Source organism: Leifsonia sp. PARNA 1/14, assembly GCF_055720965.1.
Genome location: NZ_JBVQSP010000001.1, coordinates 625407 through 639285, shown reverse-complemented (window position 1 = coordinate 639285; position 13879 = coordinate 625407). Strand labels below are relative to the sequence as shown.

At 70.3% G+C, this 13879-nt stretch carries 15 protein-coding genes; 6 read left to right on the top strand and 9 right to left on the bottom strand.

From position 1 onward, the window contains the following. Position 1 precedes the first annotated feature (1 nt). From AC0HS0_RS03220 to dapA, 4 genes are all read right to left on the bottom strand, one after another. Positions 2–2785: an FtsK/SpoIIIE family DNA translocase gene (locus AC0HS0_RS03220; protein ID WP_472961611.1), complete on the bottom strand. Its 2784-nt coding sequence runs from the start codon at positions 2783–2785 to the stop codon at positions 2–4. Positions 2786–2879: 94 nt separating this feature from the next. Continuing rightward, entirely contained in the window at positions 2880–3371 is a 492-nt protein-coding gene (locus AC0HS0_RS03215; RefSeq protein WP_472961610.1) for a GNAT family N-acetyltransferase, read from the bottom strand. Between the two features lie 43 nt (positions 3372–3414). After that, positions 3415–5091, bottom strand: coding sequence for a ribonuclease J (locus tag AC0HS0_RS03210; protein WP_472961607.1), 1677 nt, complete (start codon positions 5089–5091; stop codon positions 3415–3417). Positions 5092–5161: 70 nt separating this feature from the next. Continuing rightward, positions 5162–6139, bottom strand: coding sequence for a 4-hydroxy-tetrahydrodipicolinate synthase (gene dapA / locus AC0HS0_RS03205; protein ID WP_472961606.1), 978 nt, complete (start codon positions 6137–6139; stop codon positions 5162–5164). A gap of 135 nt (positions 6140–6274) precedes the next feature. Here dapA and AC0HS0_RS03200 point away from each other — a divergent pair, with 135 nt between their 5' ends. The 4 genes from AC0HS0_RS03200 to AC0HS0_RS03185 all read left to right on the top strand — a co-directional run bounded on the left by AC0HS0_RS03200 (position 6275) and on the right by AC0HS0_RS03185 (position 8649). Further along, entirely contained in the window at positions 6275–6700 is a 426-nt protein-coding gene (locus AC0HS0_RS03200) for a thioredoxin family protein (protein ID WP_472961605.1), read from the top strand. Between the two features lie 2 nt (positions 6701–6702). Beyond that, positions 6703–7200, top strand: coding sequence for a DUF4395 domain-containing protein (locus tag AC0HS0_RS03195; protein WP_472962112.1), 498 nt, complete (start codon positions 6703–6705; stop codon positions 7198–7200). A gap of 124 nt (positions 7201–7324) precedes the next feature. After that, positions 7325–7750, top strand: coding sequence for an OsmC family peroxiredoxin (locus tag AC0HS0_RS03190; RefSeq protein WP_472961603.1), 426 nt, complete (start codon positions 7325–7327; stop codon positions 7748–7750). An 8-nt stretch (positions 7751–7758) separates the two neighbouring features. Further along, positions 7759–8649, top strand: coding sequence for a TIGR01777 family oxidoreductase (locus tag AC0HS0_RS03185; RefSeq protein WP_472962109.1), 891 nt, complete (start codon positions 7759–7761; stop codon positions 8647–8649). A 13-nt stretch (positions 8650–8662) separates the two neighbouring features. Here AC0HS0_RS03185 and AC0HS0_RS03180 read toward each other — a convergent pair whose 3' ends face one another. Then, entirely contained in the window at positions 8663–9127 is a 465-nt protein-coding gene (locus tag AC0HS0_RS03180; RefSeq protein ID WP_472961602.1) for a tetratricopeptide repeat protein, read from the bottom strand. An 8-nt stretch (positions 9128–9135) separates the two neighbouring features. Then, positions 9136–9915 carry a 4-hydroxy-tetrahydrodipicolinate reductase gene (gene dapB, locus AC0HS0_RS03175; RefSeq protein WP_472961601.1) on the bottom strand — a complete coding sequence of 260 codons (780 nt, stop codon included), beginning with the start codon at positions 9913–9915 and terminating at the stop codon, positions 9136–9138. 66 nt (positions 9916–9981) lie between these two features. Here dapB and AC0HS0_RS03170 point away from each other — a divergent pair, with 66 nt between their 5' ends. Next, on the top strand, positions 9982–10473 hold the full coding sequence (locus AC0HS0_RS03170) for a GNAT family N-acetyltransferase (RefSeq protein WP_472961600.1): 492 nt from the start codon (positions 9982–9984) through the stop codon (positions 10471–10473). A gap of 31 nt (positions 10474–10504) precedes the next feature. Here AC0HS0_RS03170 and AC0HS0_RS03165 read toward each other — a convergent pair whose 3' ends face one another. Together AC0HS0_RS03165 and AC0HS0_RS03160 are read right to left on the bottom strand one after the other, a co-directional pair. Next, complete coding sequence (locus tag AC0HS0_RS03165) at positions 10505–11107, bottom strand: histidine phosphatase family protein (RefSeq protein ID WP_055915424.1); 603 nt, start codon at positions 11105–11107, stop codon at positions 10505–10507. Positions 11108–11146: 39 nt separating this feature from the next. Then, entirely contained in the window at positions 11147–12496 is a 1350-nt protein-coding gene (locus tag AC0HS0_RS03160) for a M16 family metallopeptidase (RefSeq protein WP_472961597.1), read from the bottom strand. 185 nt (positions 12497–12681) lie between these two features. On the opposite strand from AC0HS0_RS03160, the gene AC0HS0_RS03155 reads away from it, so the two are divergent. Next, the gene (locus AC0HS0_RS03155) at positions 12682–13266 is read left to right on the top strand and encodes a TetR/AcrR family transcriptional regulator (RefSeq protein WP_472961595.1); all 585 of its coding nucleotides are present in this window, start codon (positions 12682–12684) and stop codon (positions 13264–13266) included. 254 nt (positions 13267–13520) lie between these two features. Here the strand turns inward: AC0HS0_RS03155 and AC0HS0_RS03150 are convergent. Continuing rightward, a partial coding sequence (locus AC0HS0_RS03150; RefSeq protein ID WP_472961594.1) for an aldo/keto reductase occupies positions 13521–13879 on the bottom strand: 359 nt, incomplete at its 5' end.

The following is a 13879-nucleotide window of genomic DNA, read 5'->3' as shown; positions in this document are numbered from 1 at the left end:
GTCACTCCCTGCCGGTCAGCTGCCAGGCGTCCTCGTCCGAGTCGCCGTCCACTTCAGGATAGCCCTGGGTCATCTCTGCGACCGGGTCGGCCCCGTAGCGGTCGCCGTCATCAACGCCCGGCGCGGCGGCAGGAGCGGCGGCGGGCGCAGCAGGCCGCGACGGCGCCTCCTCCCCGCGCAGCCGGGCGAGCACCTGCGGCAGCTGCTCGGCGGTGACGAGCACGTCGCGCGCCTTGGAGCCCTCGGACGGGCCGACGATCTCGCGCGACTCCAGCAGGTCCATGAGCCGGCCGGCCTTGGCGAAGCCGACCCGCAGCTTGCGCTGCAGCATCGACGTCGACCCGAACTGCGACGAGACGACGAGCTCTGCCGCCGCGAGCAGCAGCTCGAGGTCGTCGCCGATGTCGGAGTCGATCTGCTTCTTCTCGGCGCCCGCTGTGACGTCCTGACGGTACTCCGGCCGCGCCTGCCGCGTGACGTGGTCGACGACCTTCTGGATCTCGTCTTCGTTGACCCAGGCGCCCTGCACGCGCAGGGCCTTGGAGGCGCCCATCGGCAGGAAGAGACCGTCGCCCTGGCCGATCAGTTTGTCAGCGCCGGGCTGGTCGAGGATGACACGGGAGTCGGTGACGCTCGTGACGGCGAACGCCAGCCGCGACGGAACGTTGGCCTTGATGAGACCGGTGACCACATCGACCGACGGCCGCTGCGTGGCGAGCACCAGGTGGATGCCGGAGGCGCGCGCAAGCTGGGTGATGCGCACGATCGAGTCTTCGACGTCGCGCGGGGCGACCATCATCAGGTCGGCCAGCTCGTCGACGACGACCAGCAGGTACGGGTAGGGCTTCAGCTTGCGCTCGCTGCCCTCCGGAAGCACGATCTCGTTGTTGACGACGGCCTTGTTGAAGTCGTCGATGTGACGGAAGCCGAAGCTCGCGAGGTCGTCGTAGCGCATGTCCATCTCTTTGACGACCCACTGCAGGGCCTCCGCGGCCTTCTTGGGGCTCGTGATGATGGGCGTGATGAGGTGCGGGACGCCGCCATAGATCGTGAGCTCGACGCGCTTCGGGTCGATCAGCACCATGCGCACCTCGGAGGGCTTCGCACGCATGAGGAGGCTGGTGATCATCGAGTTGACGAAGCTGGACTTTCCCGAGCCGGTGGAGCCCGCCACCAGGAGGTGGGGCATCTTGGCCAGGTTGGCGACGACGAAGCCGCCGCCCACGTCTTTGCCGACGCCGATGGTCATCGGGTGGGTGCTCTTGGCGGACGCGGGCGAGCGGAGGATGTCGCCGAGCGAGACGATCTCGCGGTCGCTGTTGGGGATCTCGACGCCGATCGCGCTCTTGCCCGGAATGGGCGAGAGGATGCGGACCTCGTTGCTCGCCACCGCGTACGACAGGTTCTTGCTCAGCGCCGTGACGCGCTCCACCTTGACGCCGGGGCCGAGCTCGATCTCGTACTGGGTCACCGTGGGGCCGCGCGAGTAGCCGGTCACCTTCGCGTCGACACCGAACTGCGTGAGCACTTCGGTGATGGCGGCGACGATCTCCTCATTGGCGTTCGAGCGGATCTTGGCGGGCGTCCCGGCGGAGAGCATCGAGGCGGACGGGAGGTTGTAGGGCGCCGTCGGCTGCGGGGTGTCGTCCGTCGATACCGTCTCGTCGAAGTCGTCGGCTCCGGCCTGGAAGCCCGGGAGCACGGCGGGAGCGGTCGGAACGCTCGGTACGGCCGCCGCGGTCGGCGGCGCTTCGCCGGTGAAGGCCTGCAGGGCGGTCTCGGCGTTCGCGAGCTCACCCAGCACCTCGGTGTTGTAGTGGTCGCTCGCCGGATCGGGCTCCAGCGCGGTCGCGAACTCGCCCTTGCCGCGCGTCGGAGCGCCGAAGACCTCGGTGAGGTCGGCGGGCGCCTCGTAGTCGGGGTCCTCCTCGCGCTGCGACTTGTTGCGTCGCCACCAGGGCAGGTTCGTCTCGTGCGAATCGTCGTCGTCGATCCCGTCGAGCTCGACCTGCTTGGTCTTCGCCTCTTTGGCAGCCTCTCTGGCCTCCTGACGCTCCTCTTCGGTGGCCAGCTGAGCGCCGAACAGATATGCGTAGAGCTCGCGTATGCGCGACGGCAGCTTGTTCGGCGGCGTCTTGGTGATGATGAAGAGGCTGAGGATGAGCAGCACGATGATCACGGCGCCCGCGCCGACGGGTGTGATCAGCCACGACAGGGGGGCGGCGATCAGCCACCCGAGAACGCCGCCGGCCTGGGCGAGGGAGGCCATGCCGTCGCTCGGGGACGGATGCTGGCTGAACAGGTGGCACAGGCCGGACACCATCAGGAGCAGCAGGCCCAGGCCGATGCCGATGCGCGTGTTGTCGTGCACCGACGAGGGATGCCGGAACAGCCAGGCGGCGAAGACCACCATCACGACGGGGAGCGCGAAGGCGACGCGGCCGAACAAGCCTCCGAACGTCCAGGCGTCGAGCGTGCGGGCGACCTGGTCGTTGATCAGGAACCACTCCACGACAGCCCCGGCGATCGCCAGCAGCACGAGGAAGAAGGGGAAGCCGTCGCGACGCTCCTCCTTGGCGAACTTCTCGGGCCCGAGAGCCCGGAAGAGGCCGCCGGTGAGATGGGCCAACCCCATCCAGGCGCGCACGAGGGGGCTCTGCGCGTCCGCAGCGGCCGGGTAGGCGACCGTCTTCTGGGCAGCGGTCTTGGCGGCCGGCTTGCGCGCGCTCGAGCCGTCGCGCCCGGAGTTCCGGGAGCGCGAAGTCGACTTGGTGCTCGTAGCCATAGGCTCAACGGTACTTCTCACCCCCGGCACGAAGCCGTCGCACGCGCCTGGAATGGGGAAAATCGCGCCCTGGCGCGGCCTGCGCACGAGCGGCTCAGCGCACCGCGCACACCATCGTGTCCGCGGTGAGGCGTGACTCGACGGTCACGTAGCCCTCGCTCACGTACAGCCGCTGGGCGAAGTTCTTGCGGTCGACGCTCAGGCTCAAGCGCGCGGCGCCGGATGCGGCGGCCACCCGACCGATCTCCTGGAGCAGAGCCCGACCGACGCCCTTCGCCCTCCACTGGGCGTTCACGCCGAGCGTGAGCTCGGGAACCCCGACCGCGACGAACCCGCTGCCCGGTGCGTCGGCCGGGAACAGGCGAGCCCAGCAAGCCCCGACCGCCGACCCGTGCGCGTCCTCCGCCACGCACCCGAAGTCGCCCGGACGCTTCCAGCCCGCGATGTACCGCATCACGTGCGGATCCTCGAGCACCGCGACGCGCGGCCGCACCCGCGGCGCGTTGCCGTTCGCCGCCTCCACCAGCATGTCGGCGAGGATGCGCGCATCACCGCCGTTCGCCGGGCGGATGCGGAACGCGGTCATGGCTGCACGTTACTCGCCCCCGTGTTTCCGGGAGGTTACGGGATCAAGCCTCGATGACCAGCGGGACGATCATCGGGCGACGACGATAGCTCGTGTTGACCCAACGGCCGACGGTGCGCCGCACGACCTGCGAGAGCGCATGCGAGTCGCGGACGCCGTTGTGCGCCGCATCCGCCAGCGCCGCGGCGATCTTGGGCTTGACGTCGTCGAACACGGCGTCGTCCTCCGCGAAACCACGGGCGTGGATCTCGGGACCGGTGACAATCTTGCCGCTGGCGGCCTCCACCACGACGATGATCGAGATGAAGCCCTCCTCTCCGAGGATCCGGCGGTCTTTGAGGTCGGCATCGGTGATCTCGCCCACGCTCGAACCGTCGACGTAGACGAAGCCGAGATCGAGCTGGCCGACGATGCGGGCGACGCCGTCGCGGAGGTCGATCACCGAGCCGTCCTCGGCGATGATCGTGTTCTCTTCGGGCACGCCGGTGTCCATCGCGAGCCGCGCGTTGGCGACGAGGTGGCGGTACTCCCCGTGCACCGGCATGGCGTTCCTGGGCTTCAGGATGTTGTAGCAGTAGAGCAGCTCGCCCGCGGCCGCGTGGCCGGAGACGTGCACCTTGGCGTTGCCCTTGTGTACGACGTTGGCGCCGAGCTTGGTGAGCCCGTCGATGACGCGGTACACCGCGTTCTCGTTGCCCGGGATGAGGCTGGACGCGAGGATCACGGTGTCGCCGTGGCCGACCTCGATCTGGTGGTCGAGGTTCGCCATGCGGGCCAGCACGGCCATCGGCTCGCCCTGCGAACCCGTCGACATGTAGACGATCTCGTCGTCGGGCAGGTCGGCGGCCTTCTTGTAGTCGATCAGCACGCCCTCCGGCACCTTGAGGTAGCCGAGTTCGGCGGCGATGGTCATGTTGCGCACCATCGAGCGGCCGAGCAGCGCGACGCGCCGGCCGTTGGCGGCAGCGGCGTCGAGCACCTGCTGCACGCGGTGCACGTGGCTCGAGAAGCTCGCGACGATGACGCGACGCGGGGCGCGCGCGATCACGGTGTCGAGCACCGGGCCGATGGACCGCTCCAGCGGCGTGAACCCGGGCACGTCGGCGTTGGTGGAGTCGGCCATGAAGAGGTCGACGCCCCTCTCGCCCAGGCGGGCGAACGCGCGGAGGTCGGTGATCCGGTCGTCGAGCGGCAACTGGTCCATCTTGAAGTCGCCGGTGTGCAGCACGGTGCCGGCCGGGGTGGTGATGGCGACGGCGAGCGCATCGGGGATGGAATGGTTGACCGCGACGAACTCCAGCTCGAACGGACCCAGCTGCTCGGTGCGCCCCTCCTTGACCGTGAGCGTGTACGGCTGGATGCGGTGCTCCTTGAGCTTGGCCTCCACCAGCGCCAGCGTGAGGCCCGAGCCGATCAGCGGGATGTCCGCGCGCAGCTTGAGCAGATAGGGCACGGCGCCGATGTGGTCTTCGTGGCCGTGGGTCAGAACTACGCCGAGGACGTCGTCGAGGCGGTCGCGGACCGGCGCGAAGTCGGGAAGGATCAGGTCGACGCCCGGCTGGTCCTGCTCGGGGAAGAGAACGCCGCAGTCGACGATCAGGAGTTTGCCTTCGTATTCGAAGACCGTCATGTTGCGGCCGATTTCACCGAGGCCGCCGGTGGGGATGATCCGGAGCGTTCCGGGTTCGAGTGCAGGCGGATCGGAGACGAGGTTGGGCATCTGCCCTCCAATTTCAGTTATTGACGTGCGTCCGGGCTCGTGCCCGGGGTGGATCCGGCCGCTGTGCGGCCTAGCGTGTGGTCCCGGCGATCTTGGGAAGTGCGCCGCCGGCAGCGGCGTTGCGATCCGGCCGGAAGTTGGAGAAGTCGACACCGGGGATGTCACGGACGAGGTCGAGCTCGTCCTCGATCTGGGCGGCCTCCCACTCCTCCGGACCGACGAGCGGGAGCCGGACCCGCGGGCTCGAGATGCGCCCGAGACCGTGGAGGATGTACTTGGCCGCGACGGTGCCGGGGACGTGGGTCATCACGGCGCGGACCAGCGGCTCGAGCTTCTGGTGCGCGGCGGTCGCGGTGGCCAGGTCGCCCGCGTTGACCGCATCGACGATCTGTCGGTAGGGCGTCGCCGCGATGTTGGCGGTGACGCCGATGAGTCCGGCCGCGCCGATGGCGAGGTGCGGGAGGACGTTGGCGTCGTCACCCGAGAAGTACATGAGGTCGGTCTGGTTGAGTACCCGGCTGACCTCGCTGAAGTCGCCCTTGGCGTCTTTGATCGCCAGCACGTTCGGGTGCTTGGCGATGCGCAGGATGGTCTCGTATTTGATCGGGATGCCCGTGCGGCCGGGGATGTCGTAGAGGATGACGGGGAGGTCGGTGGAGTCCGCGATCATGCGGAAGTGCGTCAGCACGCCCGCCTGCGTGGGCTTGTTGTAGTACGGGGTGACGATCATCACTCCGTCGGCGCCGGCCTTCTCGCTCTGCTTGTAGAGCTGGATGGCGTGGGCGGTCTCGTTCGAGCCACCGCCGGTGATGATCTTGGCCCGGCCTCCCGACACCTCTTTGCCGACCTCGACGAGGCGCAGCTTCTCGGGGTCGGTGAGGGTGGAGGTCTCCCCCGTCGTCCCGGTGACGACGATGCCGTCGGCTCCCGCCACGATGACGTCGTCGATGTGCTTCTCCACGCCGGCCCAGTCGACTTCGCCGTCAGCGGTGAAGGGCGTGACCAGGGCGACGAGCACCTGGCCGAACGGGTTCTGGGGAGCAGCCATGGCTACAAGGCTATCGGGTCGGGCCGGGCGACCGCCTCCCCTGCGCCCCGCCTCCCCTTCACGCACGGGGTCGCCGTCATCTTCGGTCACATTGGCTGCGCCGCCGCCGGGTGCGCGCGTAACGTCGCCCGCACCATGACCGCTCCGGCCGCCGCCCTCACCGTGTTCGGGCTCGTCGCGCTCGCGACCGTGCTCGGGCTGGTGTGGAGGTCGCGCACCGGCCGGCTCCGTGCGGCCGGCGGCGACGTCCACCTGGCCGCCGCCGACGTCGGCGCGACCGAGCTGGGGTCGCGCGCGACGCTCGTGCAGTTCTCCACCGCGTTCTGCGCGCAGTGCCCGGCGACGGCGCGTGTGCTCGACGGGATCGCCGCCGCGCACGACGGAGTCGATCACCTCGACGTCGATCTGACCGTGCGACCGGAGCTCGCCCGCCGGTTCGACGTGCTGCAGACGCCGACCACCCTGCTGCTCGACGGTCATGGACGCGTCCGCGGCCGGATCTCCGGCGCCGCGCGCCCCGCCGACGTCCGCACCGCCCTCGACCGCATCCTCACGGAGTGACCATGTCTGACGACCCGCGCCCGCCCGCCCCGCTGACTCGCAAGCCCGCGGGGATCGACCCCCGCTCCCCGCGTTTCGGAGCGGGCATCACGGCCCTCCTCCTGCTCGTGGATGTCTTCCTCGCCCTCACGGGCGCGACGGCGGCCGCCGCGGTGCTCCTGCTCGTCATCGCCCTGCTCTTCGCGTGGGGCGCATTCGCCGGCGTGCGGCGGCATCCGTACGGCGTGCTCTACCGGATCGCCGTCCGGCCCCGACTGGCTGCGCCCACCGAGCTGGAGGACCCCGCCCCGCCCACATTCGCGCAGGGCGTCGGCCTGGTCGTCACCGGCCTCGGCCTCCTGCTCTTCGCCGCCGGGGTGACGATCGCCCTGCCGATCGCCGCCGCCCTCGCCTTCGTGGCGGCGTTCCTCAACGCGGTCTTCGGCTACTGCCTGGGTTGCCAGCTCTACCTCCTGCTGGTGCGGGCCGGCGTCATCCGAAAGCCGGCGGCGACGGCCTGAGCGCGCGAAACCGGGAATCCCCCGAACGCCCCTGGACGTGTCGGAGCCCGACAGTAGTCTGGGCTCACCGCCGCCGTCCCGACCCGGGAACCAGCGCGCGCCGGCAGAAGGAGAATGAGGTCTCATGGCAGTAACCAGCGAATCCACCACCGTCTGGACCGGCGATCTGAAGTCCGGCTCGGGGACGGTCTCCCTCGACTCGTCCGGCGCCGCGACGCTCGCGGTGAACTGGAAGGCCCGCTCCGAGGGCGGTGCGGAGACCTCGACGCCGGAGGAACTGCTCGGCGCAGCGCACTCGGCCTGCTTCTCGATGGCGTTCTCGAACGTCCTGGCGGTCTTCGGCACCCCGCCCGAGAGCATCCGCACCACCGCCGCGGTCACTTTCGAGCCGTCCCAGGGCATCACCGGCAGCCACCTCGTCGTCGAGGCGACCGTGCCGGGGCTCACCGACGGCGACTTCCAGCGCCTCGCCGACGAGGCGAAGCGCACCTGCCCGGTCTCTCGCGCGCTGGTCGGTATCCCGATCACGATCGAAGCCACGCTGGCCTGACCTTGCGGGTGCTCGTCGCCGGCACGTCCGGCCTGATCGGCACCGAGCTCGTCGGCCGGCTCCAGGCGGAGGGACACGATGTCCTCCGCCTGGTGCGGCGCGAGCCGCAGAGCTCGGACGAGCGCCCGTGGGCGCCGTCGGCGCGCGCGATCGACATCGGTCTGATCGACGACGCCGACGCGGTCGTGAACCTGTCCGGGGCGTCGCTCAACCGCCTACCGTGGACGAAGGCCCACCGCCGGCGGATCCTGGCGTCGCGGCTGGAGGCGACGGGGACGCTGGCGGACGCGATGCGGCAGTCCACCTCCCCTCCGGCGGTCTTCATCAGCGGCTCGGCGGTCGGCTACTACGGCGACCGGCCGGGCCAGACCCTCACCGAGAGCTCGGCGAAGGGCAGCGGCTTCCTGTCGGACGTCGTCGACGCCTGGGAGACGGCGGCCCACCTCGCGCCGCACGCCACGCGCGTCGTCACGGTGCGCACCGGCGTGGTCATCGGGCGCGGAGGCGCGATGGCGCCCCTGCTTCCGCTCGCCAAAGCCGGGCTCGTCGGCCCGATCGCAGGAGGTCGCCAGCACTGGCCGTGGGTTAGCCTCCGCGACGAAGCCGCCGCGATCGCGCACCTGCTCACGTCGACCCTGTCGGGCCCCGTGAACGTCGTCGGCCCGGAGCCGGCGACGGCGGGCGAGGTGCTGCGCGCACTGACGACGGCGGTTCACCGTCCCTATGGCCTCCCGCTGCCGCGTCCCGTGGTGTCGTTCGGGCTGGGCGAAGCGGGACGAGAGCTGCTGCTCGCCGATCAGCGCGTGCTTCCGCAGCGCTTGCTCGACGACGGGTTCGTCTTCGAGGATGCGACCGTGCAGGAGGCGATGGCGCAACTGGTCGCCGCCGGGGCGGAGTGACTGCGCGTTGCGGTCACCGGGCGGCGCGGCCCGCCCGCTTCTCGCCCTGGTAGAGGCGGATGGCCTGCCGCAGCGCCTCGCGGGCCCGCTTTCGGTCTCCGCTCGCGTCGTACGCCAGGCCCAGCCGGAACCAGGCGCGCCAGCTCTCGGGCGTGGCCTCCACTTCGGCCTTGTACTGCGGGAAGTCGGCGTCGGCCGCGTCGCGCAGTGGACGCCCGCTGGCCCGGTGCGGCAGGCTCTCGACGGGAAGCGTGCCCTCGGCGGCCATGAGCTTGACGAGCTTCTCGGTGCGGGCGCCGAAGAGCAACTCGCGACCGATGGCCCAGGCCGCGATGAACGGCAGCACGATGAGCGCGACGCCCATCGCGATCCCGACGCCTGAGCCCGAGGCGATCAGCAGCACAGCGCGCTGGACGACCAGCACCAGGTAGACCAGCAGGATCAGCGCCATCAGCAGCGCTGCGAGACGGTTGCGCATCGGTACTGCTACACCTCGCGCACGGTCGGCCGCGGCGGCTCGCCGTCCGGCTCAGCGATGCCGAGGTCGATCAGCTTGTCGAGACCGACGACCACACCCGTCGTCGTCGCGGCCGCGCGCAGGGCGAGCAGGATGCCCGCCTCGTACGCCTCGGAGCCGACCGTGTCGTGCCGGATGGTGAGGGTCTCCCCCGCGCCGCCGAAGACCACCTGCTGCTCGGCGACCACGCCGCGCATCCGGAGGCTGTGGATGGGCACGCTCGCCACCTGCTGACCGCGCGCGCGCTGGTCGGTGTGCGGCGCGTCGACCGGTCCGCGCTGCAACCGCGCCGCGCCGATCAGCTCTGCGGTGCGGACCGCCGTGCCGGACGGCGAGTCGACCTTGCCCGCACCGTGCGTCTCGATGATCTCGATGGAGTCGAAGAAGCGCGCCGCAACGGTCGCGAAGGCGGTGCCGAGCGCCGATCCCAGCGAGAAGTTGGGGATGACGACCGCTCCGCTGCCCTCGTGCTCGGCCACCCGCCGCTCCAACTCGAGGATGCGGTCGGCCGACCAGCCGGACGTGCCAACGAGTACCTTCAAACCGTGGTCGACGGCGAACGCGACGATCCCGGGGCTCACCTGCGGAAGCGTCATGTCCACGAGCACGTCCGCGCCGAGCATCGCGTCCAGCGGGGAGCGCGAGTCGAGAGCCGCCACCAGTTCGAGGTCGTCGGCGGCCTCGATGAGGCGCACCGCCACGGATCCCAGCTTGCCGGTCGCCCCGGCGACGGCCACGCGAACAGTCACCCGTCCACCCTACCCGCCGCGCACCTCCGCGCCGAGCGGGGCGGAGGCCGGGGCTACGCTGGGGCGATGGTGTCCTTTGCCGATGTCTCCGTCACCGATGCGACCGCCCACCGCATGCTCGCCGACTACTTCGCCGAGCGGGCCGAGACCTTCCCGGCGTCCCAGGGCGCCTACCGCACCACGTTCCCCGACCCGGGGCAGTTCGTCCCGCCGACCGGTGTCTTCCTGCTCGCCTATGACGACGGCGAGGCCGGGTGCGGCGGCATCCGCGAGCTGAGCGTCCCGCTCTCCGAGACGGAGGACGGCGAGCAGATCGTCCGCTACGAGATCAAGCACCTCTGGGTGGCTCCCGCACATCGCGGCCAGGGCATCGGCCGCGCCGTCCTCGCGGAGTTGGAGCACCGCGCTCGCGGCTTCGGCGCGACGGAGGTCGTGCTCGACACCAATGCGAGCCTGGAGGCCGCCGGCAACCTCTACCGCTCGCACGGCTACGAGAGCATCCAGCCCTACAACGAGAACCCGAACGCGACCGACTGGTTCCGCAAGCGTCTCGGCTGAGCCGTCGGCCCACCTGCCGAAGCAGCTCGGCTCAGACCGGCTGCAGCTCCGGCAGGCCGGTGCGCAGCTCGACCGGCAGGTGACCGAGGTCGTTGTGCACCACGAGCACGGGAGGCTTCGCCGACCGCACCCGGATGATCGTCAGACCGCAATTGGCCTGATTGAGCCCGAGCCAGCGCCAGGCCGGGGCGTCGAAGACGTGCCGCACGAACCAGCCGATGACGAAGTTGTGCGTGACGAGGAGGTCGTGTCGGTCGCCCATCGCGGGCGTGAGGAACTCGTGGACCGCGTCCTCCATCTGGGCGCGGCCCGCCTCGATCTCGGCCTCGGTGACCGGGCCGAAGAACGACTCGAACGCCTTGGGCATGTCTGGTGTCGGCCCGGAGGGGATGCAGTCGAACAGCAGGCTCGACGGCTCCGGCTCGAGAGAAGGCAGCCGCTCGGCGATGATCGAGGCGGTCTGCTCGGCGCGCACGAGCGGGGAGTGGTACAGCCCTGTGAACGGCACGCCGCTGAGGCGGTCGGCGATCAGCTGCGCCTGCCGCTTGCCGCGCGGCGACAGCGGACCGTCGGGGAGGCCGTGCTCGGCATCCTGCTGCTCGCCGTGACGCACGAGGTAGAGGTAATGAGGCACGGGGTAGACCTTTCGATGGAACGGGAGGGAACGGCCGGGTCAGGAGACCAGGCCGGCGAAGACGTCGTCGTCGACGCCTCCGACCGCAGAGACGGAGACCGGGCGCCCGGCCAGGTCGCGGGCCAGCTGCTGCACGCCGTCGGCCGTGACGAGGTGCAGCCGACGGAGGCTCTCGTCGAGGTCGGCGAACTCGCCCAGGCTGATCTCGGCGCGGCCGAGACGCGACATGCGGGTGTCGGAGTCTTCGAGGGCCAGGGCGGCGCCGCCGGAGAGTTGACCCACCGCCCTCCGGAGCTCGTCGGGGGTCACCCCGCCGTCGGCGAGACGGTGGAGCTCGGCGAGCATCAGCTCGGCGACCTGGCGGGCCTTCGCCGGGGCGCAGCCCGCGTACAGGCAATAGACGCCGGCATCGGAATAGGAGCCGGAGAACGAGTAGACCGCGTATGCGAGGCCGCGCTTCTCGCGGACCTCCTGGAACAGCCGGCTCGACATGCCGCCACCGAGGATCGAGTTGAGGACGCTCATGGTCGTCCGGCGCTCGTCGGTCGCCACGATGCCGGGCAGTCCGATGATGAGGTTGGCCTGCTCGATCGGGCGTTGCACCGTCACCACGCCCGCCGAGCGGCGCACCGTCGCCGGTGCAGTGGCTCGGCGGTCGACGGGAGCGGCCGTCTCGTCCGGGTCCCAACCGGCCGTGTCGAGCGCACGCTGGACCCCGGCGACGAGGACGTCGTGGTCCACGGCGCCGGCCGCAGTGATCACGAGGTCGCGGGGGCGGTAGTTGGCGCGGTAGTGGTTCCAGACGGCGTCGCGGGTCGCGGCGCGGATCGTCTCCGGCCGGCCTCCGATCGGCCGCCCGAGGGGATGGTCGCCGAGCACGGCGGTGAACAGGCGTTCGTTGGCGACGTCGGCGGGGTCGTCCTCCGCCATCGAGAGCTCTTCGAGGATGACGCCCCGCTCGTTCTCGAACTCGGTCGGGTCGAGCACCGACGACGTGAGCATGTCGCCGATGACCTCGACCGCCATCGGAAGGTCGCGATCCTGCACCTTGGCGTAGTAGCAGGTGTACTCCTTGGCCGTCATCGCGTTGTGCTCGCCGCCGACGGAGTCGAACGAGACGGCGATGTCGAGTGCGGTGCGCGTGCGGGTGCCTTTGAACAGCAGGTGCTCGAGGAAATGCGTGGAGCCGAGGCTGCCGGGCACGGCCTCCGTCTCGTCGCGAGAGCCGACAGCCACCCAGTAGCCCAGCGTGGCGCTGCGCGAACCCGGCACATGCTCACTGAGGATTCGTACTCCGTTGGGGAGGATCGTGCGGCGGACCAACGCGTCGCCCGACGCCGCGAACGCGAGATCGGCCAGACCGAGCGGGAGGTCGACTGCGCTGTTCATCCCCTCCACCCTACGCCAGCGCCCTGTCGGAAGCGGAGACTGGGAATATGGGGACAAACAGACTGGTCTGTCTACTGCTATACTGTTCACACCACCCTGACCGGTCGTCCCCCCTTGGACCGGTCGGGTGGGTCTCGCACCACCAGAGCGGAGGCCACGCCTCCTTGTTGAGAGGAGACGACCGGATGGTCGTTAGTGCCCGCGCGACCATCCGGCCGCCCGCGCCGTCGAAGATCAAGATCCTCGCCACCGCTGACGAGCTCTTCTATCAGGAGGGCATCCACACGGTCGGCGTCGACCGGATCATCGCGGGCGCCCGCGTGACCAAGGCGACGTTCTACAAGCACTTCCGCTCCAAGGACCTGCTCATCATCGCCTACGTCGAAGGGCGCGACCGCCAGGTGCGCGACTGGTTCGCCGAGCAGGAGCGCGAGTTCGACGACCCGAAGGCGATCGCTCGTGCGCTGGTGGACTCCATCAACGCCGAGGCGGTCCAGCCGGGCTTCCGCGGCGACCCGTTCATCAATGCCGCCGCCCAGTTCGCCGACGAGAACCACCCGGTGCGAGTCGCGGTGACTGCTCACCGCGACTGGTATGCCAAGCACATCGAGGAGCTGTTCCGCCAGATCGGGCACCCACGACCCGGCGACGCGGCAGACGACCTGATCCTCGCGCGCGACGGTGCGCTGGCCGGCGGTTACGTGGGCGACCCGATCGCCGCGGGCGCGGCCCTGCACCGTTCGCTCGAGCGCATCCTCACGGAGGCGTAGCCGCGGTCCGCAGGGCCAAGAGCCAACGGAGGAGACCCGGCTGACCCGAGGCCGGCTCTCCTCCGTTCTCTGCTTTCCGGACCGCTCTGCACCGGGTCTCCTCCGTTGGCCGCGTTGCCGGCAACGGAGGAGATCAGGGGCGACACGCCCGGGATCGGCAGTGAACGGAGGAGATCGGGAGCGGTTCGGCTGCGAAGTCCTCTGCGTAGTCCTCTGTAGCGGCCGGGCCGGCGCCGCCGCGGAGTGGGGGCAGGCTACTCGGAGACGCGGTCGAGCTCGAGCATCTGGGCCCGCGTCAGGCGGATGCCGGCGGCGGCCATCAGTCCGTCGACCTGCTCGGGCCGGCTCGCGCTGGCCACCGGAGCGACGATCGTGCGCTTGGCGAGCAGCCAGGCGATCGACACGCTCGCGGGAGACACTCCGTGCTCGGCGGCGATGCGGTCGAGAACGGCGAGCACGCGCATGCCCTTGCGGTTGACGTATGCGGAGGCCCTGACGCTGCGCGCGTCGGCGTTGAGGTCGGACTTGGAGCGGTACTTGCCGGTGAGGAAGCCGTTGGCGAGCGCGTAGTACGGCATCACGGCGAGACCCTGGGCCGCCGCGACGATGCGAA

Bases quoted from the DNA above. Each gene is read 5' to 3' on its own strand.
- AC0HS0_RS03155 (WP_472961595.1), top strand. From the start codon at position 12,682: ATGGTCGTTAGTGCCCGCGCGACCATCCGGCCGCCCGCGCCGTCGAAG.
- AC0HS0_RS03160 (WP_472961597.1), bottom strand. From the start codon at position 12,496: ATGAACAGCGCAGTCGACCTCCCGCTCGGTCTGGCCGATCTCGCGTTC.
- AC0HS0_RS03170 (WP_472961600.1), top strand. From the start codon at position 9,982: ATGGTGTCCTTTGCCGATGTCTCCGTCACCGATGCGACCGCCCACCGC.
- AC0HS0_RS03195 (WP_472962112.1), top strand. From the start codon at position 6,703: ATGTCTGACGACCCGCGCCCGCCCGCCCCGCTGACTCGCAAGCCCGCG.
- AC0HS0_RS03215 (WP_472961610.1), bottom strand. From the start codon at position 3,371: ATGACCGCGTTCCGCATCCGCCCGGCGAACGGCGGTGATGCGCGCATC.
- AC0HS0_RS03220 (WP_472961611.1), bottom strand. From the start codon at position 2,785: ATGGCTACGAGCACCAAGTCGACTTCGCGCTCCCGGAACTCCGGGCGC.
- AC0HS0_RS03210 (WP_472961607.1), bottom strand. From the start codon at position 5,091: ATGCCCAACCTCGTCTCCGATCCGCCTGCACTCGAACCCGGAACGCTC.
- AC0HS0_RS03200 (WP_472961605.1), top strand. From the start codon at position 6,275: ATGACCGCTCCGGCCGCCGCCCTCACCGTGTTCGGGCTCGTCGCGCTC.
- AC0HS0_RS03190 (WP_472961603.1), top strand. From the start codon at position 7,325: ATGGCAGTAACCAGCGAATCCACCACCGTCTGGACCGGCGATCTGAAG.
- dapA (WP_472961606.1), bottom strand. From the start codon at position 6,139: ATGGCTGCTCCCCAGAACCCGTTCGGCCAGGTGCTCGTCGCCCTGGTC.
- AC0HS0_RS03180 (WP_472961602.1), bottom strand. From the start codon at position 9,127: ATGCGCAACCGTCTCGCAGCGCTGCTGATGGCGCTGATCCTGCTGGTC.